At 60.1% G+C, this 23,580-nt stretch carries 18 protein-coding genes; 3 read left to right on the plus strand and 15 right to left on the minus strand.

The window, feature by feature from the left end; translation table 11 throughout:
• Nucleotides 1-10: 10 nt before the first annotated feature.
• From hutH (AC07S6_RS19085) to hutC, 9 genes are all read right to left on the minus strand, one after another.
• Nucleotides 11-1,549: a histidine ammonia-lyase gene (gene hutH, locus AC07S6_RS19085; RefSeq protein WP_495112793.1), complete on the minus strand. Its 1,539-nt coding sequence runs from the start codon at nt 1,547-1,549 to the stop codon at nt 11-13.
• Between the two features lie 26 nt (nt 1,550-1,575).
• Nucleotides 1,576-3,084 carry a histidine ammonia-lyase gene (gene hutH / locus AC07S6_RS19090; RefSeq protein ID WP_032901817.1) on the minus strand — a complete coding sequence of 503 codons (1,509 nt, stop codon included), beginning with the start codon at nt 3,082-3,084 and terminating at the stop codon, nt 1,576-1,578.
• 121 nt (nt 3,085-3,205) lie between these two features.
• Nucleotides 3,206-4,030 (minus strand): quaternary amine ABC transporter ATP-binding protein, encoded by an 825-nt coding sequence (locus AC07S6_RS19095; protein ID WP_057975382.1) that lies wholly within the window; start codon nt 4,028-4,030, stop codon nt 3,206-3,208.
• Nucleotides 4,027-4,878, minus strand: a complete 852-nt coding sequence (locus tag AC07S6_RS19100) for an ABC transporter permease (RefSeq protein WP_003187838.1) — start codon at nt 4,876-4,878, stop codon at nt 4,027-4,029. The genes AC07S6_RS19095 and AC07S6_RS19100 overlap by 4 nt, the downstream gene beginning before the upstream one ends.
• 71 nt (nt 4,879-4,949) lie before the next feature.
• A complete protein-coding gene (locus AC07S6_RS19105; RefSeq protein ID WP_054897537.1) occupies nt 4,950-5,915 on the minus strand; it encodes an ABC transporter substrate-binding protein in 966 nt (321 codons plus the stop codon).
• 69 nt (nt 5,916-5,984) lie between these two features.
• Nucleotides 5,985-7,430, minus strand: a complete 1,446-nt coding sequence (locus tag AC07S6_RS19110; RefSeq protein ID WP_003187834.1) for a purine-cytosine permease family protein — start codon at nt 7,428-7,430, stop codon at nt 5,985-5,987.
• Between the two features lie 178 nt (nt 7,431-7,608).
• A complete protein-coding gene (hutU, locus tag AC07S6_RS19115) occupies nt 7,609-9,279 on the minus strand; it encodes a urocanate hydratase (protein ID WP_495112794.1) in 1,671 nt (556 codons plus the stop codon).
• Nucleotides 9,280-9,679: 400 nt separating this feature from the next.
• On the minus strand, nt 9,680-10,240 hold the full coding sequence (locus AC07S6_RS19120) for a HutD/Ves family protein (RefSeq protein WP_495112795.1): 561 nt from the start codon (nt 10,238-10,240) through the stop codon (nt 9,680-9,682).
• Nucleotides 10,237-10,947, minus strand: coding sequence for a histidine utilization transcriptional repressor HutC (gene hutC / locus AC07S6_RS19125; protein WP_232910453.1), 711 nt, complete (start codon nt 10,945-10,947; stop codon nt 10,237-10,239). The genes AC07S6_RS19120 and hutC overlap by 4 nt, the downstream gene beginning before the upstream one ends.
• A gap of 147 nt (nt 10,948-11,094) precedes the next feature.
• On the opposite strand from hutC, the gene AC07S6_RS19130 reads away from it, so the two are divergent.
• Nucleotides 11,095-12,459: a formimidoylglutamate deiminase gene (locus AC07S6_RS19130; RefSeq protein WP_495112796.1), complete on the plus strand. Its 1,365-nt coding sequence runs from the start codon at nt 11,095-11,097 to the stop codon at nt 12,457-12,459.
• A gap of 125 nt (nt 12,460-12,584) precedes the next feature.
• Here the strand turns inward: AC07S6_RS19130 and AC07S6_RS19135 are convergent, their stop codons facing one another.
• The 4 genes from AC07S6_RS19135 to AC07S6_RS19150 form a co-directional block, all read right to left on the minus strand.
• Nucleotides 12,585-13,154: a lipocalin family protein gene (locus tag AC07S6_RS19135; RefSeq protein ID WP_014716529.1), complete on the minus strand. Its 570-nt coding sequence runs from the start codon at nt 13,152-13,154 to the stop codon at nt 12,585-12,587.
• A gap of 30 nt (nt 13,155-13,184) precedes the next feature.
• Nucleotides 13,185-13,439, minus strand: coding sequence for a hypothetical protein (locus AC07S6_RS19140; protein ID WP_003187823.1), 255 nt, complete (start codon nt 13,437-13,439; stop codon nt 13,185-13,187).
• Between the two features lie 176 nt (nt 13,440-13,615).
• Nucleotides 13,616-14,626: a class 1 fructose-bisphosphatase gene (locus tag AC07S6_RS19145; RefSeq protein ID WP_003187818.1), complete on the minus strand. Its 1,011-nt coding sequence runs from the start codon at nt 14,624-14,626 to the stop codon at nt 13,616-13,618.
• 216 nt (nt 14,627-14,842) lie between these two features.
• Nucleotides 14,843-17,293, minus strand: coding sequence for a glycogen/starch/alpha-glucan phosphorylase (locus AC07S6_RS19150; RefSeq protein ID WP_020302392.1), 2,451 nt, complete (start codon nt 17,291-17,293; stop codon nt 14,843-14,845).
• 237 nt (nt 17,294-17,530) lie between these two features.
• On the opposite strand from AC07S6_RS19150, the gene AC07S6_RS19155 reads away from it, so the two are divergent.
• On the plus strand, nt 17,531-17,965 hold the full coding sequence (locus tag AC07S6_RS19155; protein ID WP_003187815.1) for a YkgJ family cysteine cluster protein: 435 nt from the start codon (nt 17,531-17,533) through the stop codon (nt 17,963-17,965).
• A gap of 197 nt (nt 17,966-18,162) precedes the next feature.
• On the opposite strand, the gene typA is transcribed toward AC07S6_RS19155, so the two are convergent.
• Together typA and thiI are read right to left on the minus strand one after the other, a co-directional pair.
• Nucleotides 18,163-19,983: a translational GTPase TypA gene (gene typA, locus AC07S6_RS19160; RefSeq protein WP_014716526.1), complete on the minus strand. Its 1,821-nt coding sequence runs from the start codon at nt 19,981-19,983 to the stop codon at nt 18,163-18,165.
• A gap of 139 nt (nt 19,984-20,122) precedes the next feature.
• Nucleotides 20,123-21,577, minus strand: coding sequence for a tRNA uracil 4-sulfurtransferase ThiI (thiI, locus tag AC07S6_RS19165; RefSeq protein WP_275967998.1), 1,455 nt, complete (start codon nt 21,575-21,577; stop codon nt 20,123-20,125).
• A 334-nt stretch (nt 21,578-21,911) separates the two neighbouring features.
• On the opposite strand from thiI, the gene glnA reads away from it, so the two are divergent.
• On the plus strand, nt 21,912-23,318 hold the full coding sequence (glnA, locus tag AC07S6_RS19170) for a type I glutamate--ammonia ligase (RefSeq protein ID WP_003187811.1): 1,407 nt from the start codon (nt 21,912-21,914) through the stop codon (nt 23,316-23,318).
• Nucleotides 23,319-23,580: the final 262 nt, after the last annotated feature.

Here is a 23,580-nt window from a genome sequence, read left to right on the forward strand (position 1 = left end):
CGAGTCGCGGTCAGAGACTTGGCAGCAACCTGGCCGGCACCAGCTCATTCAGGCAGCGGCTGGCGAGCAGTTCGCTGGCGGCATTGATGTCCGGGGCGAAGAAGCGGTCCTTGTCATAGAACGCCACCTTGTCGCGCAGGATGCCACGGGCTTTTTCCAGCTTGGGCGAGGTCTTCAGGCCGTCGCGCAGGTCCAGGCCCTGGCACGCCGCGAGCCATTCCACCGCGAGGATGCCCCGGGTGTTCTCGGCCATTTCCCACAAACGCTTGCCCGCAGCCGGGGCCATGGACACGTGGTCTTCCTGGTTGGCCGAAGTCGGCAAGCTGTCGACGCTATGGGGATGGGCCAGCGCCTTGTTCTCGCTGGCGAGCGCGGCAGCGGTCACCTGGGCGATCATGAAGCCGGAGTTCACCCCGCCATTGCCCACCAGAAACGGCGGCAGTTGCGACATGTGCTTGTCCATCATCAACGAGATCCGGCGCTCGCTCAGGGAGCCGATTTCGGCAATGGCCAGCGCCATGTTGTCGGCGGCCATGGCCACGGGTTCGGCGTGGAAGTTGCCACCGGAAATCACATCGCCCTCGGCAGCAAAGACCAGCGGGTTATCGGACACTGCGTTGGCCTCTACCACCAGCACCTCGGCGGCCTGGCGCAATTGAGTCAGGCACGCACCCATGACCTGCGGCTGGCAACGCAGGGAATACGGGTCTTGCACCTTGTCGCAGTTCTGGTGCGATTGGGACACCTGGCTGCTCTCACCGAGCAGGTCGCGATAGGCCGCTGCCGAGTCGATCTGGCCACGCTGGCCACGCGCTGCATGAATACGCGCATCGAACGGCGAACGCGAACCCAGTACCGCTTCCACAGTGAGGCCGCCGCAAGCGAGGGCGCCGGCGAACAGGTCTTCGCCTTCGAACAGGCCACGCAGGGCATAGGCCGTGGACACCTGGGTGCCGTTGAGCAGCGCCAGGCCTTCTTTGGCGGCCAGGGTCAGCGGCGTGAGGCCGGCGATTTTCAGTGCCTCGGTGGCTTGCAGCCATTCGCCTTTGTGGCGTGCCTTGCCTTCGCCAAGCAGTACCAGGGACATGTGCGCCAGCGGCGCCAGGTCACCGGAGGCGCCGACCGAACCCTTGAGCGGAATGTGCGGGTACACCTCGGCGTTGATCAGCGCGATCAACGCGTCGATCACCTGGCGACGAATCCCGGAGAAGCCACGGCTCAGGCTGTTGACCTTGAGCACCATGACCAGTCGCACCAGCGCATCGCTGATCGGCTCACCGACGCCGGCGGCGTGGGACAGCACCAGGGAGCGCTGCAGGTTTTCCAGGTCTTCGCTGGCGATGCGGGTCGATGCCAACAGGCCAAAACCGGTGTTGATGCCATAGGCGGTGCGGTTCTCGGCGAGAATCTGCTCCACGCAGGCAACGCTGGCTTCGATCTGGGCCGAGGCGCTGTCATCCAGGCTGAGGGTTACTGGCTGCTGGTAGATGGCACGCAGTTGGGCAAGGCTCAGTTGGCCTGGAATCAGGTTTAGCGCAGTCACATTCATACTCCTTGTGAATTGTTCTTAGGTGTTCAGTGCAAATTCGGTAAAGCAGTGTCTTTAAGCAATTGGGCAGCGGCGGCAATATCCGGCGCCAGCCAGCGGTCCTGTTCATACGCAGGGACCACTTCGCGCAGCAAACGCCAGGCGCGATCGGTACCAGCGCCGAAGCGCTGGTCCTTGAGAAACTCGAAAGCCTGGGCCGCCAGCAGGTACTCGATGGCAAGAATCTGGGTGACGTTGACCAGCACCTGGTGCAGCTTGAGCGCGGCGTTGGTGCCCATGCTCAAGTGGTCTTCCTGCAGGCCCGAGGTGACGAAATTGTCGAGCACGGCCGGTTGCGCCAACTGGCGGTTCTGCCCGCACAAGGATGCGGCGACGTACTGCACGATCATCATCCCGGAGTTGACCCCCGGGTTGCTCACCAGGAAGGCTGGCAGGCCGCTGACATGCGGGTTGACCAGGCGGTCCAGGCGACGCTCGGCCACCGAACCGATCTCGGCCATGGCGATGGCGAGCATGTCGGCCGCCATCGCGACGGACTGCCCGTGGGGGTTGGCCTGGGACACCACGCGGTAGCTGTCTGGCGTGCCCAGCACCAGCGGGTTGTCGGTGGCGCTGTTGAGTTCGGTCTCGATCTGGCGCGTGGCGTGTTCCACCTGATCGCGGGCCGCGCCGTGAATCTGCGGGATCGAGCGAATGCTCAAGGCATCCTGGGTGCGAATACCTTTACTGCTGGCAATCACCTCACTGCCGTCGAGCAAGGCACGCAGGTTGATACCCACTTGCTGCATGCCAGGATGCGGCTTGAGAGCAATGATTTCTTCGTCAAAGGCGTCGATCTGGCCGCGCTGGGCTTCGAAGCTCATGGCACCGATCACGTCGGCCCATTGCAGCAAGTGATGCGCATCGGCCAGGGCCAGGCAACTCAGGCCGGTCATGCACGGCGTGCCATTGACCAGGCACAGGCCGTCCTTGGCGCCGAGTACCACCGGCTGCAAACCTTCAGCCTGCAACGCGTGTTGCGCCGTGACGATCTGGCCGCGGTAGCTCACATTGCCGACGCCCAGCAGGGCCACGCCGATATGGGCCATGTGGGTCAGGTACCCCACCGAGCCTTGGGACGGCACTTGCGGGGTGATGCCGTGGTTGAGCAACGCCAGCAGCGCGTGCACCACCTGCGGATGCAAGCCGGACTTGCCATGGCTGTAGTTGATGATCGCCGCGCAGATGATCGCACGGGTTTGCTCATCGCTGAGCACCGGGCCGACACCACAGGCATGGCTCAACAGCGTATTGCGCGACAGTTGGCTCAGTTGCTCGGTCTTGAGCGAGACGTTGCACAGCGCGCCCAGGCCGGTGTTGACACCATAGGCACGCTCGCCGCTGGTGACGATGCGCTGCACGATGGCTTGGGCATTGTCGATGCGCGCCCAGGCGTGGCCCGACAGTTCGAGCATGGCGCCGTGGCGGGCGACGGCGACCACGTCCTGCCAGCGCAGTGGGGTGTCGGCGATGATGATTGTTGTTGCCTGGGACATCGTTGACCTCTTCATAATCTCTACAGCATTGCCGGCGTCATCGCGGGCAAGCCCGGCTCCCACATTTGAACTGTGTGAACCCAATCAAATGTGGGAGCTGGCTTGCCTGCGATGGCGTCCGTCAGACCACCGCCGCCCGCCGCTGAACAAAGCGGTCCACATACTCATCCGCCGGCGAATGCAGAATCTCTCGCGGGGTGCCGACCTGGATCAGCTTGCCGTCCTTGAGGATCGCAATGCGGTTGCCGATGCGCACGGCCTCGTCGAGGTCGTGGGTGATGAACACGATGGTCTTGTGCAGGGTCTTTTGCAGCTCGAGCAACTGGTCTTGCATCTCGGCGCGGATCAACGGGTCGAGGGCGCTGAAGGCTTCGTCCATCAGGATGATGTCGGTGTCGGCCGCCAGGGCGCGGGCCAGGCCCACGCGCTGGCGCATGCCACCGGAAAGCTGGTGGGGGTATTTGTTTTCATAGCCTTTGAGGCCCACGGTTTCGATCCAGTGCAACGCACGTTCGGCGCAGACTTGCCTGGTCTCGCCACGCACTTTCAGGCCGTAGGCAACGTTGTCGAGCACGCTCTTGTGCGGCAGCAGGCCGAAGCTCTGGAACACCATGCTGATCTTGTGCCGACGGAATTGGCGCAGGGCTTCCATGTCCAGTTGCAGGATGTCTTCGCCGTCCACCAGGATCGCGCCGCTGGTGGGGTCGATCAGGCGGTTGAAGTGGCGCACCAGGGTGGATTTGCCCGAACCCGACAAGCCCATGATCACAAAGATCTCACCGGTGCCGATGCTCAGGGACAGGTCATTGACGCCGACCACGCAACCGGTCTCGGCCAGTACCTGGTCCTTGGTCTTGCCCTGGCCGACCATGGCCAGCGCATCCTTGGCGCGTGCGCCGAAAATTTTGAAGACGTTTTTGACTTCGATTTTGCTGACAGTCGTCATTTGCTCGCCTCATGCCGTGGGCGGCCATAAGCCTGGGTAATGCGGTCGATGACCACTGCGAGAATCACGATCGCCAGCCCGGCTTCAAGGCCGCGGCCGACGTTGAGGGTCTGGATGCCGACGAGCACGTCTTCACCCAAGCCACGGGCACCGATCATCGAGGCGATCACCACCATCGACAGCGCCATCATGGTGGTCTGGTTAATCCCGGCCATAATGCTCGGCAACGCCAGCGGCAATTGCACGCCGAACAGTTGCTGCCAGCGGTTGGCGCCGAAGGCGTTGATGGCTTCCATGACTTCGCCATCGACCTGGCGAATACCCAGGTCTGTCAGGCGAATCAGCGGCGGCGCGGCGTAGATCACCGTAGCGAAAATCGCCGGGACCTTGCCCAGGCCGAACAGCATCAGCACCGGGATGAGGTACACGAAGCTGGGCATGGTTTGCATGATGTCCAGCAGCGGCATCAACACTGAACGCAGGCGATTACTGCGCGCCGAGAGGATGCCCAGGGGGATGCCGATCAACACCGAAATCACCGTGGCCACCATCATCAATGCCAGGGTTTGCATCAGCTTGTCCCACAGGCCAACCGCGCCCACCAGGAACAGCAGACCGACAATCACCGCCGTGGTCACCACCTTGCGGGTGGCATGCCAGGCAATACCGCCGACGATGGCCAGCATCAGCCACCAGGGCGCTGCGCGCAGCAGGCCTTCCAGGTTGACGATGGCCCACAGCAGCGTATCGGAGATGTGCCGGAACACATCGCCGTAGTTGGTGACCAGTGCGTCCACCCAACCGTTGACCCAGTCGGCGATGGAAAAGGTAAAGCTCTCAGGAAACATATCGTGCTCTCGATCCAGTGGGTTGTGGCCAGCCGCCCGGCCACCCTTGAGGGTAGCCGTGCACACTTGACCTACAAGGCCGCGTCGATTTTCTTGGCTGCGTCTTCGCTCACCCAGGCGTGCCAGACTTCAGGATGTTCCTTGAGGAATATTTTCGCCAGTTTCGGCGACTCGATCCGCTCCTTGGCCATGCGGCCCAGGTTCTGGTTCAGCAGGTCGATGGGCAGGTTGACCTTTTCCAGCACGGCCACCAGTTCCGGGGCTTGCTCGTGGAAAGACTTGGAGAGGCCGACCTTGATGCTCACGGTTTTGTCCACGCCGGGCTTTTCTTCCAGCTTGACCAGATCGACCTGGCCCATCAGCGGTGTCGGTGACCAGTAGTAGAAAAGGATCGGCTCGCCACGCTTGTAGCTCGACAGCACCGCCGCATCCAGCGCTGGGCCGGTGCCCGGGCGGAAGTTGGTGTAGGTGCTTTCCAGGCCGTAGCTCTTGAGCATTTCGCTGTTGTCCAGCTCGCAGGTCCAGCCGGCCGGGCAGTTGTAGAAGCGGCCCTTGGACGGCTCTTCCTGGTCCTTGAACACCGAGGCGTACTTGGCCAGGTCGGCGATGTTTTTCAGGTCCGGCGCCTTGGCTTCCAGCTTGCGCTTGGCGTCGCCTTCGATCACATAGCGCGGCACGTACCAGCCTTCGACCGCACCGACCACCGGAGCACCGACGCCCACGACTTTGCCGGCCTTCTCGGCTTTGTTCCAGACCTCGCTGCGACCTACCCACTCCTCGGCGAACACTTGGATGTCGTTACTGCCCAGGGCGTTTTCCATGGTGATGGAATTGCCCGGCAAGCTGTCGGTTTTGCAGTCGTAGCCTTTTTCCAGCACGGTTTGCAGGATGTCGGTGAGCAACATGCCGCTTTCCCAATTCAGGCCGGCGAATTTCACCGGTTTACCCGACTCGCACCAACCGGCCGCCTGGGCGCCGGCACTTGCCAGCACGCCGGCCGCGAACAAAGTAGCCAGCAAGGTCTTATTCATAGTCATTGTTGTGACGCTCCCAATCTTGAAATGGATTACGGCAGTCAGTAGGCGTCCTGCCCTGTCCACGTCCCATCAGGCTTGTGCAGCCAGCTCGTTTGTTATGGGTAAAGCGCCCTGCTCTTTTGGCAGGATCAGGTGATCGGGTACCGTGCCGTGCCATTTTTTCGCACACACGTAATACAGGGCCGCCGGCAGTACCAGGCCGATGATCCAGGAGATATCCACATCACCCAGCGCGGCCACCAGGGGACCGGTGTAGAACTTGGTGGAGATGAACGGCAACTGCACCAGTACGCCGAACACATAGACGCTGATGCCCAGCAGGTTCCAGCGGCCGTAGCGACCGTTCGGATCGGCCAGCGCCGGCACGTCATAACGCTCGCGGGTGATGCAGTAGTAATCCACCAGGTTGATCGCGCTCCAGGGCGTAAAGAACGCCAGCAGGAACAGGATGAACGACTTGAATGCACCGAGGAACGAATGCTGGCCGAGCAACGCGATCAGCGTGGCCGTGCCGACGATCATCAACACGAACACCAGACGCTGCAGACGCGTGACCTCCAGACGCCCACGAAAGCCGCTGATGATAGTGGCGATGCACATGAAGCTGCCGTAGGAGTTGAGCGTCGAGATGGTGACCTTGCCGAACGCGATGCTGAAATACAGCAACGCAGCGGTGGCCCCCGTGCCGCTCAAGCCAACGATGTACGCCACCTCGTGACCGGCAAACTGCCCGTTGGACATGGCCGCGGCAAACACGCCGAGGACCATCGCCACTTGGGCCCCGATGACTGAGCCTGCGCCAGCAGCGAGAAAGGTTTTAACCGATGACGTGTGGCTCGGCAGGTAACGCGAGTAATCCGCCACGTAAGGGCCGAACGCAATCTGCCAAGAGGCCGCCAGCGACACGGCCAGCAGGAAACTGCTCCAACTGAAGTGGCGGATCTGCAGGAGCGCGCCAACGTCGGTCTGGCTCATCAGGCGGCTGAACAGGTACACAAAGGCAACCACGCCAATCAGGCTGGCAACCCGGCCGATGAAGTGGATCACTCGGTAACCCAGCACCGTGACCAGCACGATGACACTGGCGAAGATCAGGATGCCGACGCTGTCGCTGACCCCGAACAACTGGCCCAGCGCCTGGCCCGACAACACGGTACCGGTGGCGGTGAAACCCAGGTACATCAAGCACACCAGCACAATCGGAATGGCCGCCCCATACACGCCGAACTGCACCCGGCTGGAGATCATCTGCGGCAGGCCAAGCTTGGGCCCTTGCGCCGCATGCAGCGCCATGACGCCACCGCCGATCAGTTGACCGATGAGCAAGCCGATCAACGACCAGAACACATCACCGCCCAGCACCACGGCCAACGCCCCGGTGACAATCGCAGTGATCTGCAGGTTGGCACCCATCCACAGGGTGAATTGACTGAATAGACGACCATGTCTTTCCGCTTCCGGGATGTAGTCGATCGAACGTTTCTCGATCAACGGGGTGGTGTCGTTTGCAGCCATGTTGTTCAACCTCTGATGGATTGTTTTGTATGCATCTTGCTCTTCTGTGGGAGCTGGCTTGCTGTGGCGAGGGAGCTTGCTCCCGTTCGACAGCGAAGCTGGAGCCGGCTTTTTGGGGCTGCTTCGCACCCCCAGCGCAAGCAAGCTTGCTCGCCACACAAGCCCACCCCACATTGAGTTACTTGATCATCGGCAGGTTCAGGCCCTGCTCTTTAGCGCAGTCGATAGCGATCTGATAACCCGCATCCGCATGGCGCATCACCCCGGTCGCCGGGTCGTTGTGCAGCACGCGGGCAATCCGCTCGGCCGCTTCGTCAGTACCGTCGCAGACAATCACCATCCCCGAGTGCTGGGAGAAGCCCATGCCCACGCCACCACCGTGGTGCAGCGAGACCCAGGTGGCGCCGCTCGCGGTGTTGAGCAAAGCGTTGAGCAATGGCCAGTCGGACACAGCGTCGGAGCCGTCCTGCATGGCTTCGGTTTCGCGGTTCGGGCTGGCGACCGAGCCGGAGTCCAGGTGGTCACGGCCGATCACGACCGGCGCGGACAGCTCGCCGCTGCGCACCATTTCGTTGAACGCCAGGCCCAACTTGGCACGCTGGCCCAGGCCGACCCAGCAGATACGTGCCGGCAGACCCTGGAAGCTGATGCGCTCGCGGGCCATGTCCAGCCAGTTATGCAAGTGGGCGTCGTCCGGGATCAGCTCTTTGACTTTGGCGTCGGTCTTGTAGATGTCCTGCGGGTCACCGGACAGCGCCGCCCAACGGAACGGGCCGATGCCACGGCAGAACAGTGGGCGGATGTAAGCCGGTACGAAACCTGGGAAGTCGAACGCGTTTTCCACGCCTTCTTCCTGGGCCATCTGGCGGATGTTGTTGCCGTAGTCGAAGGTCGGGATGCCTTGCTTCTGGAATTCGAGCATGGCTTTGACGTGGACGGCCATCGACTGCTTGGCGGCCTTGATCACGGCGGCCGGCTCGGTCTTGGCGCGAGCGCGGTATTCGTCCCAGGTCCAGCCGGCCGGCAGGTAGCCGTTGAGTGGGTCGTGGGCGCTGGTCTGGTCGGTGACCATGTCCGGGCGCACGCCACGCTTGACCAGTTCCGGCAGGATCTCGGCGGCGTTGCCCAGCAGGGCGATGGAGATGGCCTTGCCTTCTTTGGTGTACTTGGCGATACGGGCCAGGGCGTCGTCGAGGTCGGCGGCCTGCTCGTCGACGTAGCGGCTGTTCAGGCGGAAGTCGATGCTGACTTGCTGGCACTCGATGTTCAGCGAGCAGGCGCCGGCCAGGGTCGCGGCCAGTGGCTGCGCGCCGCCCATGCCGCCGAGGCCGGCGGTGAGTACCCAACGGCCGGTGAGGTCACTGTTGTAATGCTGGCGACCGGCTTCGACGAAGGTTTCGTAGGTGCCTTGGACAATGCCTTGGCTGCCGATGTAGATCCAGCTGCCGGCGGTCATCTGGCCGTACATGGCCAGGCCCTTGGCATCCAGTTCGTTGAAATGCTCCCAACTGGCCCAGTGCGGTACCAGGTTGGAGTTGGCAATCAGCACGCGCGGGGCGTTGCTGTGGGTCTTGAACACGCCGACTGGCTTACCGGATTGCACCAGCAGGGTTTCGTCGTCGTTCAGATTGGTGAGGCTCTCGACGATCTGGTCGTAGCACTCCCAGTTGCGCGCCGCACGGCCGATACCGCCGTAAACCACCAGCTCCTTGGGGTTCTCGGCCACTTGCGGGTCGAGGTTGTTCATCAACATGCGCAACGGCGCTTCGGTCAGCCAGCTTTTGGCGGTGAGCTTGTTACCGCGGGCGGCGCGGATTTCGACGTCACGGTATTTTGTAGGCTTGGTCACAGCTAGGACTCCTCGGCGAACGATGCGCGGACACTGATGGTGCGAAGTCTTACGCACACACCTTTACTTGTATGTACAAGCATATGCAATCAAGCGGCCAACTTTAGCCGGGCGTGGTTGGGATTTTTTTGCACGGGGCGTACAAGCCTTGTAAATCAAGGCTTCAACGGTTGATGAAATTTCTTACGGAGGTTTTTTGCAGCAAGGGGAATTGTCACGGCAGCGAAGCTTTGCATCACGCTGGGGCGTTCGGTAACAAATGGGTGCGCGGGCTGGAAACAGATTTTGTGAACAGTGCAAAAACAAATGTGGGAGCTGGCTTGCCTGCGATAGCAGTGTGTCAGTCAGCACATCCTAGGCTGATACACCGCTATCGCAGGCAAGCCAGCTCCCACAGTTTTTAACCGAGTGCGGTCAGTTCGATTACGCAGCTGCGGCCGCTGACCGAGATATCCAGCAACCCAGTGTTACCGTCCACTTGCAGGCAATCGTGATGGCCGAGCTTTTCGCCCAGCACCTTCACCTCATCCGCCACGCTGAACACCAGCACCGTCTGCGCGGTGCTGAAAAACTGCTGCACGCCATCCACCCACTGCAAGCGTGCATGGTAACGCTGTGGCGAGTAGATCAGGTTGAAGTCGCGAATCGGCCCAGTGATCAAACGGCATGACACCTGGCTTTCGCCGTTGAACGCGAACGGCTGCAACGGTAACAAGCCGCGCTGCTCTTCGCCGTCGACAGTCAGCACCATGCCCGCACCCTTGATCACCGTGATCACGCGCTGGTAACCGGCAAAGGTAGAAAACCCACCCGACTCGGCGATATCGGCAATCGACAAACGCCAGCCAAATCCCTCCAGGCCGGTGCCGGCGTCGCGACTGATTTCTTCGGTGCTGCCGCCACCGTTTTTCCACGGCATGCGCACATAGTCGGCGGCGCGCCAGACCTTCACTGTACTCATTTGCTGAACCGTCCTTCCAGGCTGTGGCGGGAACCGGGGTGGATCAATCGCGCGGCGGTGACCGGCTGGCGACCCGACCAGGTGCGACGGCGAATCAACAGGCAGGGCTCGCTCGGCTCAATCTGCAACAGCTTGCACTCGTCTGCGTCGGCCAGGATCGCTTCGACCACATGCTCACCCTCGGTGAGCGGCGCGACCTGGTTCAGATAGGCATAAGGGGTTTGTTGGGTGAAGTCCTGATGCAAGTACTCGGGCGCGACCAGGGCGTTGACGAAACGGTCTTCGATTTGCACGGGAATGTCGTTCTCGTAATGCACGATCAACGAGTGGAACACCCGCCCGCCTTCGCGCATTTCCAAGGCGACGGCGCGCTCGGAACCAGCAGCTTCTTCGCCCAGGGTGATGACCTGGCAAGTGTGCCGATGCCCGCGGGAAGCGATTTCATCGGCGATGTTGTGCACTTCAAACAGGGCCGACTGGCTCTTGGGCTCGGCCACGAAGGTACCCACGCCTTGCATACGCACCAACAAGCCTTCGGCGGTCAGCTCGCGCAGGGCGCGGTTGATGGTCATGCGGCTGAAGCCCAACTGGCTGACCAGCTCGCTTTCCGACGGCACGCGGTAATGGGGCGGCCAGTTGCCGTTGAGGATCTGCTGGCTGATCATCTGTTTGACGCGGGCATACAAGGGCGCCGGACTTTCGTCCATGTGGGCAGCCAGCGAAGAGTTGGCGGGCGGAGTCGGCACAGGGAATCCTTGCAGGGGAAAAAGATGCATAGATTGCCGGAGTTTACCGAGCAGGCAAACGTCTGTATATGTATATACAAATAAACACACGACCGGGGTGCCTTGATCATGTCCGCTTTCTTTGCCGAACGCGCACTGCTGCCTAATGGATGGGCCAATGATGTACGTCTTGAAGTCAGCGCCGATGGCCTGCTGACAAAGGTTGAGCCCAATGCCAGTGCAGAAGGCGCGGAACGGCTCAGGGGCCCGGTGTTGGCGGGTATGCCAAACCTGCATTCCCATGCCTTCCAGCGCGCCATGGCGGGCTTGGCCGAAGTGGCCGGCAACCCCAATGACAGCTTCTGGACCTGGCGCGACTTGATGTACCGCATGGTCGGCAAGATCAACCCCGAGCAGTTACAGGTCATCGCCCGCCAGCTGTATATCGAAATGCTCAAGGCCGGCTACACCTCGGTGGCCGAGTTCCATTACGTGCACCACGATCTCAGCGGCCAGCCCTATGCTGACCGTACGGAGCTGTCCCGCCAGATCAGCCAGGCGGCCGCCAGCAGCGGGATCGGCCTGACCTTGCTGCCGGTGCTCTACACCCACGCAGGCTTTGGTGGCCAAGCGCCGAATGAAGGCCAGCGACGGTTTATCAACAGCACGGAACACTACTTGGACCTGCAAGCACGCCTGCAGCCCATTCTGGCGGCACAACCGGCGCAGCAACTGGGTCTGTGCTTCCACTCCCTGCGCGCCGTCACCCCCGAACAAATCCATACCGTGCTGGCCGCCAGTGACAAGAGCTGCCCGGTGCATATCCACATCGCCGAACAGCAAAAAGAAGTCGACGACTGCTTGGCCTGGAGCGGCAAGCGCCCGTTGCAATGGCTGTATGACAATGTCGAGGTGGATGAGCGCTGGTGCCTGGTGCACGCCACCCATGCCGATGCCGACGAAGTGACACGCATGGCCAACAGCCGAGCGATTGCAGGTTTGTGCCTGACCACGGAGGCCAACCTAGGCGATGGGATTTTTCCTGCGGTGGACTTCCTCGCCCAGGGCGGCCGCATGGGCATTGGTTCCGACAGCCATGTGTCACTGAGCGTGGTGGAAGAACTGCGTTGGCTGGAATACGGCCAGCGCCTGCGCGATCAACGGCGTAATCGGTTGTATCGCAGTGACCAACCGATGGTGGGTCGCACGCTGTTCGATGCTGCGCTGGACGGTGGCGCACAAGCGCTGGGCCAGCCGATTGGTCGACTGCAAGTGGGCAAGCGTGCGGACTGGATAGTGCTGGACGGTAGCGACCCGTACCTGGCGACGGCCAGTGAGGATGGGATTCTCAACCGCTGGCTATTTGCCGGTGGTGATCGGCAAGTGCGCGATGTACTGGTCAATGGCAAGTGGGTGGTGCGAGATGGGCATCATGCTGGCGAAGAAGACAGCAGCCGGGCATTCACCCAGGTGCTGAAGGACTTGCTGAACTGACGACCAACCCATAACAACTGTGGGAGCTGGCTTGCCTGCGATACAGACACCTCGGTGCTTCAGTTACACCGGGTTGATGCTATCGCAGGCAAGCCAGCTCCCACACTTGATTGATGGGCTGCGAATTATTGAGACGACTTCGCCATCTGCTTATCCGACGTGCGCCAGATCAACCGCGTGGTGTCATAGCCTTGCTGTCGCGCCCTGCTCAGCAGGTCTTCGCGGGTATCGGCACTCACCGTCGGCGTGCGCGACAGGATCCACATATAGCGCCGGCTCGGGCTGCCGACGATGGCGGTCTTGTAGTCATCGCTGACATACAGCACCCAGTAGTCGCCCTTGGCAACGCCCGGCAACAGTGATGTAAACCAGTTATTGAATTCCACCCACAGCTTGTCGGTCTTGCCTGGCACCTGCGGCGTTGCCGTGCCTTTGGCCTCTTGCCACTTCCACTCAGGCGTCAGGCAGCGGTTGAAAACCGACATGTCACCATCAGGCAGCAAGGTGTAGCGGGCTTCGGATTGCGCACAGTTGCGCTGGAAGTACATCGGCAACCGGGCCAACTCATACCAGGTGCCCTGGTAACGCTTGAGGTTGACGTTGCTCGCAGTCTTGGGTTGCAGATCATCGCCAGAATGGCTGGCGCAGCCCGCCAAAAACAGGCTGGCGCAAAGGAACAAAACAAAACGCATCATTCTTCTTCTCCCGCAGGCTCGCGCCCCGGTTTACTTCAGGCCTTGCCCGGAAAACATCAGAACTTTGTCACCGGCGTACTGCACGCTGATAAAGCTGTTTTTATCGCCCCAGGTGCAGCTGGACATGCCCAGTGCGCCGGAACAATCGGTTGGCTTGCCCAGCAACGACTCCACCTCGGCCTTGGCCATGCCGGCTGAGAGCTTTTGGTAGTTTTCTTGGGTGACCTTGCTGCAAGCGGCTAAGAGCACGCAAAAAGCCAGCAGGGCGAGACGGCGTATAGACATGGAAAAGCTCCTGGAGAGACAAAGCAGCTGGGGTATCTGCCAGAAGCTTAGAAGGGAAAAGGGGTGTCTGGTTCCCGACGAGCGAAAACAAAAAAGCCCCGAAAACGCTGAAACGTTTCGGGGCTTCTTTAACGGTGATCCATCTCACAATACAGCGGCTCACCGCTCGTTACGGCTTACTTCTTGTGATAGGCCGTCACGCGCTCAACTTCTTCCTTCGAACCCAGGAATACCGCCACACGCTGGTGCAGGCCTTCAGGCTGAATGTCGAGGATGCGCTGGTGGCCGTCGGTGGACGCACCGCCTGCCTGTTCAACCAGGAACGACATCGGGTTGGCTTCGTACATCAGGCGCAGCTTGCCTGGCTTGGACGGCTCGCGGCTGTCGCGTGGGTACATGAACAGGCCACCACGGGTCAGGATGCGGTGCACGTCGGCAACCATCGCGGCTACCCAGCGCATGTTGAAGTTCTTCTTCAGCGGGCCTTCTTCGCCTTCCATCAGCTCGTTGACGTAGCGCTTCACCGGTTCTTCCCAGTGGCGCTGGTTGGACATGTTGATGGCAAATTCCTGGGTAGAAGCAGGAATCGAAATGTCTTCGTGGGTGAGTACGAAGCTGCCCATTTCACGGTCCAGGGTGAAGCCTTTGACGCCATCGCCCAGGGTCAGCACCAGCATGGTCTGTGGGCCGTAGATCGCGTAGCCGGCAGCAACCTGCTCGGTGCCTGGTTGCAGGAAGGCCTTTTCGTTCAGGGCTTCGTTCTGGCTCAGGTATTCGTTGGGGCAACGCAGCACCGAGAAGATGGTGCCGACCGGTGCGTTGATGTCGATGTTGGACGAACCGTCCAGTGGGTCGAATACCAGCAGGTATGCGCCCTTCGGGTATTTGCCTGGGATCTGGTAGGCATTGTCCATTTCTTCGGACGCCATGCCGGCCAGGTGGCCACCCCATTCGTTGGCTTCGAGCAGGATTTCGTTGGACAGAACGTCCAGTTTCTTCTGCACTTCGCCCTGCACGTTTTCAGTGCCCATGCTGCCCAGGACACCGCCCAGTGCGCCTTTGGAAACGGCGTGGCTGATTTCCTTGCAAGCACGCGCCACCACTTCGATAAGGAAGCGCAGATCGGCAGGCGTGTTGTTGCTGCGGGTCTGCTCGATCAAATAGCGACTCAAGGTAACGCGGGACATGGACGGCTCCGGAGAATGGGGGGCTGAAAACCCGCGCAGTTTAGCGCGAGTCGAGGCTGATTTCCTCTAATCAGAGGATTTAACGCCAATAGAGTTCACGACCAGGCTTGATGTGAGAGGGGGCTTGCCCCCGATTGCGGTCATTCAGTCAATGCATGAGTGACTGATCAACCGCTATCGGGGGCAAGCCCCCTCCCACATTTTTAACCGCGGCCGTCAGTCGAGGGCTTTCCAGATCTCGGTGGCATATTCGCGGATGGTGCGGTCCGAGCTGAACCAGCCCATGCGCGCTGTGTTGAGCACGGCCGAGCGCCACCAGGCCTTGGAGTCGTGCCAATGCGCCTCGACCCGCGCCTGGGCGTCCCAGTAGGCGTCAAAGTCGGCACACACCAGGAAGCGGTCGTAGTCGATCAGCCCATCGATCAGGCCCACATAGCGGCCCGGGTCGTCCGGCGAAAACACCCCGCCACGGATCGCTTGCAGCACATCATTCAAACGATGGGAGGCAGCGATATCCGGCCCTGCGTTGAACTCGCCGGCGTGTTTGCGGGCCTCCACCTGCTGGGCACTGAGGCCAAAGATAAACATGTGCTCGGCGCCGACACGCTCGTGCATCTCCACGTTGGCGCCGTCCATGGTGCCGATGGTCAGCGCGCCGTTGAGGCCGAACTTCATGTTGCTGGTGCCGGACGCTTCGAAACCGGCGGTGGAAATCTGCTCCGACAAATCCGCTGCCGGAATGATGCTTTCCGCCAGGCTGACGTTGTAGTTGGGCAGGAACACCACCTTGAGCAAACCGCGCACGGTCGGGTCGTTATTGACGGTGCGGGCGATGTCGTTGGTCAGCTTGATGATCAGCTTGGCCTGGTGGTAGCTGGCTGCCGCCTTGCCGGCAAAGATCTTGACCCGAGGCACCCAGTCGATGCCCGGCTCGGCACGGATCGCCTGGTACAGCGCCACGGTGTGCAGCAGGTTGAGCAGTTGGCGCTTGTATTCGTGGATGCGCTTGACCTGCACGTCGAACATCGCCGCCGGGTTGATCGCAATGCCCAGGCGCTCATGGATGATCTGCGCCAGTGCGCGCTTGCTGTGCAGGCGCTGCTCAGCAAATGCTTTGCGAAAGGCCGGTTTCTCGGCAAAGGGTTCCAACTCGATCAGGCGCTGTTCGGGCTGATCGAGAATATCCGGGCCCAGCGCTTCCACCAACATATCGGTCAGCTTGGGGTTGGCCTGGTACAGCCAGCGACGGAAGGTAATGCCGTTGGTTTTGTTATTGATGCGTTCGGGGTAGAGCTTGTGCAGTTCGGAGAACACCGTGCTGCGCATCAGTTGGGTATGCAAACCGGACACGCCGTTGACGCTATGGGAGCCCAGGAACGCCAGGTTGCCCATGCGCACGCGGCGGCCGTTGTCTTCTTCGATCAGCGACACAGCGCGCAAGACGTCGAAATCGTGGATGCCTTTGGCACGCAGCGAGTCGATATGCTGGGCGTTGATCAGGTAGATGATCTGCATGTGCCGGGGCAGCATGCGTTCCATCAAACCTACCGGCCAGGTTTCCAGCGCTTCGGGCAGCAGGGTGTGGTTGGTATACGAAAGGGTCTCGACGGTGACATCCCACGCGGCTTCCCAGGGAATGTCATGCAAATCGACCAGCTGGCGCATCAACTCGGCCACGGCGATGGACGGGTGGGTGTCGTTGAGTTGGATGGCGGCGTGCTCGCCCAGGCTCAATACCGAACCGTGCATGTTCTTGTGGCGGCGCAACAAGTCCTGCAGGGACGCGGAGACGAAGAAATATTCCTGGCGCAGGCGCAGTTCCTGCCCTGCTTCGGTGCTGTCGGCCGGGTAAAGCACTCGGGAGATGCTTTCGGCGCGAGCCACTTCGGCGACGGCGCCTAAATGGTCACCTGCGTTGAAGCGCTCCAGGTGCAGGTCTTCTACGGCCCGTGCACGCCAGAGGCGCAGGGTGTTGACGCTGGCCCCGCGCCAACCGACGACCGGCGTGTCATAGGCCACGGCACGTACGGTTTCGTTGGGCGACCACACCTGGATCATCTTGCCGGAGGCGTCCGCAATGGTTTCAACGCTCCCACCAAAGCCGATCGGGTAAATCACCTCGGCGCGCTCGAATTCCCAAGGGTTGCCGAAATCCAGCCAGCGTTCGGTCTGCTCCTGCTGCCAACCGTCGACAATGGCCTGGCGGAACAAGCCGTGTTCATAACGAATGCCGTAACCGTGGCCCGCAATGCCCAGCGTCGACATGCTTTCCATAAAGCACGCCGCCAGACGGCCCAGACCACCGTTGCCGAGCGCCGCGTCGGGCTCCAGCAGGCGGATGCGCTCCAGATCCACGCCCAGCTCCGACAGTGCTTCGCGAGCGATCTCCAGCACACCCAGGTTGCTCAGGCTGTCGTAGAGCAAGCGGCCGATGAGAAATTCCAGGGACAGGTAATAAACACGCTTCTGGCCTTTGCGATAAATACGCCGCGTGTGGTCCATCCAGTGGTCGACCATCTGGTCGCGGGCGGCCAGGGCAATGGCTTCGAACCAGTCATGGTCGAAGGCGTGATCCGGGTCCTTGCCCACCGCGTAGGTGAGTTTGGTCAAGACAGCATCGCGGAATGCGGCTACCTCTGCTTCTCGTGCAAGCGGTTCCTGAGACATCGGTGCGACCTCGGGCGAGATTGAAGGAGTTGCTAGAGCCTAGTCGGTCTGACAGACGGTAGACGTGCTGGTTCGGCAGTTTTTTAACTCATTCGCCATGGACTGAATTTGATGCAGGGGTCGTGCCCGATCAGGCAGTGGCCAAACCTTTGAGCTGAAACCTGCAAAATATTGTTCAAAAAACCACCAATCCCGGTATGATCCCGCGCCCGTATACCGCCCCACCCTGGAACCCTGATGAAGCCTCAACTGATCGCCGCCGCGGAACTCGACCGTCTAGAGACCTGGCAGAAATATTCCGCCCACATGTGCGGCGGCTGCGTGTCCAGCTGCTGCACCCTGCCGGTTGAGGTGAAGATCAAGGACCTGATCCGCATTGGCATCGTCGATGAGTTCGAGCGCGGCGATCCGCCGAAGAACATCGCCAAGCGTTTGCAGAAAGAAGGCATCGTCGAGCGGTACAACAACAAGTCCGAAATTTTTACCCTGCAGCGCATGAGCAACAACGACTGCCTGTACCTGGATCGTAAGACGCGCTTTTGCACTATTTATGACAAACGCCCGGATACGTGCCGCAACCACCCGAAAATCGGGCCGCGGCCGGGGTATTGCGCGTATAAGCCCAAGGAAGTGGTGCGCGAGACCAACTTCAAGACCCTCGACAAGTTCTAAGTTTTTGATCGTTCCCACGCTCTGCGTGGGAATGCAGCTGTGGACGCTCTGCGTCCGCTCTTGAAAGCAGGACGCGGAGCGTCCCACGCGGCGTTCCCACGCGGAGCGTGGGAACGATCACAACACACAAACTGCAGGCATAAAAAAACGCCCCCGGCCTTTCGACCGGGGGCGTTTTTCATTCAGCCTGAGTTAACTCAGTTCTTGGCTTTCTTGGCAGCGCGGGTACGCTCGCCTTCGTCCAGGATCTTCTTACGCAGGCGGATCGACTTAGGCGTGACTTCGCACAGCTCGTCGTCCTGGATGAATTCCAGGGCCTGTTCCAGGGTGAAGCGAACAGGTGGAACCAGAGCGATGGTTTCGTCTTTGCCCGAAGCACGCATGTTGTCGAGCTTCTTGCCTTTGGTTGGGTTGACGCCCATGTCGTTGTCACGGCTGTTCAGACCAACGATCTGGCCGTTGTAGATCTCTTGACCGTGCTCAACGAACAGCTTGCCACGCGCCTGGAGGGTTTCCAGGGAGTAGGTCAGCGCCTTACCGGTTTCTACCGATACCAGAACACCGTTCTGACGGCCGGACATGTCGCCGGACTTCATGGTGTCGTAGCGATCGAAGATCGAGGTCAGGATGCCAGCACCGTTGGTCAGGGTCAGGAACTGGTTACGGAAACCGATCAGACCACGAGCAGGGATGTTGTATTCCAGACGCACACGGCCTTTGCCATCCGGCACCATGTTGGTCAGGTCGCCCTTACGCAGGCCCATCTCTTCCATGACCTTGCCCTGGGATTCTTCAGGGGTGTCGATGGTGACGTTTTCGAACGGTTCCTGCTTCACGCCGTCAACCTGACGGATGATCACTTCCGGACGACCAACACCCATTTCGAAGCCTTCGCGACGCATGGTTTCGATCAGTACCGAGAGGTGCAGCTCACCACGGCCGGAGACCTTGAACTTGTCAGCCGAGTCGCCTTCTTCAACGCGCAGAGCAACGTTGTACAGCAGCTCTTTGTCCAGACGCTCCTTGATGTTACGGGAGGTCACGAACTTGCCTTCTTTACCGCAGAAAGGCGAGTCGTTTACCTGGAAGGTCATGGAAACGGTTGGCTCGTCAACGGTCAGAGGCTTCATCGCCTCGACGTTGTCCGGCTGGCACAGGGTGTCGGAGATGAAAAGCGAGTCCATACCGCTCACGCATACGATGTCGCCAGCGAAAGCTTCTTCAACGTCGATGCGGTGCAGGCCGTGGTGACCCATCAGCTTCAGGATACGACCGTTACGCTTCTTGCCGTCAGCGCCGATAGCAACAACCGGGGTGTTCGGCTTGACGCTACCACGAGCGATACGGCCAACGCCGATAACACCCAGGAAGCTGTTGTAGTCCAGTGCCGAGATTTGCATCTGGAACGGGCCTTCACGGTCGACTTTCGGTGCTGGTACGTTGTCGACGATCGACTGGTACAGCGGGGTCATGTCTTCAGCCATGTCGGTGTGGTCAAGACCAGCAATACCGTTCAGGGCCGAGGCGTAGATGACTTGGAAGTCCAGCTGTTCTTCGGTAGCACCCAGGTTGTCGAACAGGTCGAAGATCTGGTCCAGAACCCAGTCCGGACGCGCGCCTGGACGGTCAACCTTGTTGATGCACACGATCGGACGCAGGCCGGCTTCGAAAGCCTTCTTGGTCACGAAACGGGTTTGCGGCATAGGGCCGTCTTGAGCGTCAACCAGCAGCAGAACGGAGTCAACCATCGACATTACGCGTTCTACTTCGCCGCCGAAGTCGGCGTGGCCCGGGGTGTCCACGATGTTGATGTGGTAGCCGTTCCAGTTGATAGCGGTGTTTTTAGCCAGGATGGTAATACCGCGCTCTTTTTCCTGGTCGTTGGAGTCCATCACGCGCTCGTCGTTGAGCTCGTTGCGCTCCAGGGTGCCGGATTGACGCAGGAGTTTGTCTACCAGGGTGGTTTTACCATGGTCAACGTGAGCAATGATGGCGATGTTACGTAGATTTTCGATCACTTGTGTATCTCGATCAGAGGATTCGGTGTGCTGACAGGTCGTGGCAGCGATTAACAGTAGAGTCAGGCCTTGCCGTTACAGCTTGACGGCAGAGTCGGGGGGCCGGTGACGCAGGCCACAGGCAAACAGCCCCGGGCTCTTAGCTCGGTCGATAAACGCGCACATTGGCATGCCCCTCACTGAGCAAATGGTGGGCATGCAGGCGACTCATCACGCCTTTGTCGCAATACAACAGGTACTGACGGCTGTTATCCAGTTCCTTGAAACGCGCGTTCAATGCGTAGAACGGCAGCGTTTGCACGTCGATGCCAGCGATTTCCAGCGGCTCATCCTCGGCGGCATCCGGATGACGGATGTCGATGACGATCTGGCCGGCCAGGGCTTCGCTGACTTCTTCGATTTGCACATCCTGGCCCAACTCGTCGATCACGCGATCGATTGGCACCAGCTTGGCGTTCTCGAGCGCACGCTCCAGAATCGCCATGTCGAATTCTTTTTCTTCATGCTCCACGCGGTGACGCTTGGCGTGGGTCTTGGGGTTCACCGAAATGACCCCGCAGTATTCAGGCATATGCTTGGCGAAGTCGGCGGTGCCGATCTGTTCTGCCAGGTCGATGATGTCCTGTTTGTGGCTGGCGATCAGCGGGCGCAGCACCAGCTTCTCGGTCACGCAATCAATGATCGACAGGTTCGGCAGCGTCTGGCTGGAAACCTGGGAAATCGCTTCGCCGGTCACCAGGGCGTCGATCTGCAATTGATCGGCGATTCGGGACGCAGCGCGCAACATCATACGCTTCAATACTACGCCCATATGACTGTTATCGACTTTGCCGAGAATTTCGCCCAGCACTTCCTCGAACGGCACGCTTACAAATAGCACGCGCTGGGAGCTGCCGTACTTCTTCCAGATAAAGTGCGCGACTTCCATCACGCCCAATTCGTGTGCACGCCCGCCCAGGTTGAAGAAGCAGAAATGGCTCATCAGGCCGCGACGCATGATCTGGTAGGCCGCCACCGTGGAATCGAAACCGCCGGACATCAATACCAGGGTCTGTTCCAAGGCACCCAGCGGGTAGCCGCCGATGCTGTTGTGCTGGCTGTGGATCACGAACAACCGTTGGTCGCGAATTTCCATGCGCACTTCAATTTGCGGCGCTTTGAGGGAAATTCCAGCGGCACCGCACTCGCGACGCAGCTTGCTGCCGACGTATTTCTCGACATCCATGGAGCTGAACGGGTGCTTGCCGGCACGCTTGCAACGCACCGAAAAAATCTTGCCTTCAAGCGCATTGCCGTAGTGCTGCTTGCACTTTTCGGTGATGTCGTCGAAGTCGCCCAGCGGGTACTCATCCACCTGCAGGAAATGCGCGATGCCCGGCATGCAGCTCAGGCGCTCGGTCATGTCCTTCAAGGCTTTGGCGTCGGTAATGCGGGTTTCCAGCTCGAGGTTGTCCCACACGCCGTTCACCACCACAGCCGGGTCCAGGTCACGGAGCACGGCACGGATGTTCTTGGCCAACTGACGGATGAAACGCGTCCGTACCGGTCGGCTTTTGATGGTGATCTCGGGGAAGACTTTAACGATTAATTTCATGGAAACAGCGCGCGCCGGGCCTGCTGAAAAAGGGGGGCGCGGATTATAGCGGAAATCGCTCAAGGTTTAACCAGTTAATATGCATTGCCTACGCAATGCACCAAAACGGGTCATTTACACAAATAAACGCTACATTGCAGTGCGCGATTTATGCCGTTTTTGCCGATTGCACCGTTATAGGGGCTATTTTGAGGCAAAACGGCCATGTTGGCGCACTGGCATGCAATTTGCTCTCTTGTGAGGCAGGTTGCCTTGGCGGAGTATCCGCGCCGGCATCACCCAAATTCTAAGGGCTAACTCCACTACCCAAGCCCGAAGCCACCCGGAGGACACCATGTCGAAGTCGGTTCAACTCATCAAAGATCATGACGTTAAATGGATTGATCTGCGCTTCACGGACACAAAAGGCACTCAGCACCACGTGACCATGCCGGCTCGCGATGCGCTGGAAGATGACTTCTTCGAAGTCGGCAAGATGTTCGACGGTTCCTCCATCGCCGGCTGGAAAGGCATCGAAGCCTCCGACATGATCCTGCTGCCAGACGACAGCACCGCCGTACTCGACCCGTTCACCGAAGAGCCAACCCTGATCCTGGTGTGCGACATCATCGAGCCTTCGACCATGCAAGGCTATGACCGCGACCCACGCGCCATCGCCCACCGTGCCGAGGAATACCTGAAGTCCACCGGTATCGGCGACACCGCATTCTTCGGCCCTGAGCCAGAGTTCTTCATCTTCGACTCGGTGAAGTTCAAATCCGACATCTCCGGCTCCATGTTCAAGATTTTCTCCGAGCAAGGTTCGTGGATGTCCGACCAGGACGTGGAAGGCGGCAACAAAGGCCACCGTCCAGGCGTGAAAGGCGGCTACTTCCCAGTACCACCGTTCGACTTCGACCATGAAATCCGTACCTCCATGTGCAACGCACTGGAAGAAATGGGCCAGACCGTTGAAGTTCACCACCACGAAGTGGCGACTGCCGGCCAGAACGAAATCGGCGTGAAATTCAACACGCTGGTGAAGAAGGCTGACGAAGTTCAAACCCTGAAATACTGCGTGCACAACGTTGCCGATGCCTATGGCCGCACCGCTACCTTCATGCCTAAGCCGCTGTACGGCGATAACGGCTCGGGCATGCACGTTCACGTATCGATTTCCAAAGACGGCAAGAACACCTTCGCTGGCGAAGGCTATGCCGGCCTGTCCGACACCGCTCTGTACTTCATCGGCGGCATCATCAAGCACGGCAAGGCCCTGAACGGCTTCACCAACCCGTCGACCAACTCCTACAAGCGTCTGGTCCCAGGTTTTGAAGCGCCGGTGATGCTGGCCTACTCGGCACGCAACCGCTCCGCCTCAATCCGTATTCCTTACGTCAACAGCCCTAAAGGCCGTCGTATCGAAGCGCGCTTCCCAGACCCGGCTGCCAACCCTTACCTGGCCTTCGCCGCCCTGATGATGGCCGGCCTGGACGGTATCCAGAACAAGATCCACCCTGGCGACGCCGCCGACAAAAACTTGTACGACCTGCCGCCTGAAGAGGCCAAAGAGATCCCACAAGTGTGCGGCAGCCTGAAAGAAGCCCTGGAAGAGCTGGACAAGGGCCGTGCGTTCCTGACCAAAGGCGGCGTTTTCAGCGACGACTTCATCGACGCTTACATCGCCCTGAAAAGCGAAGAAGAAATCAAAGTACGCACCTTCGTACACCCACTGGAATACGAGTTGTACTACAGCTGCTGATCCGGTAGCGCTGCTTGAGGTAGCGTGATGAGAAAGACCTCCTTCGGGAGGTCTTTTTTTTTGCCTGGGCGTTACGCTACGCCAGCTCTGCAAACCCAATCAAAGTGTGGGAGCTGGCTTGCCTGCGATAGCGCACTGCCGACCACCTGCTGTATCACTGACACACCGCCATCGCGGGCAAGCCCGCTTGTATGCTAGGACTTGAAGGGAGGAGAAGGGACAAAGCCCGATTCTGACTGTTGACGCAGTACAGACCGTGGGA

The organism is Pseudomonas sp. GW821-FHT07B01 (assembly GCF_059419065.1).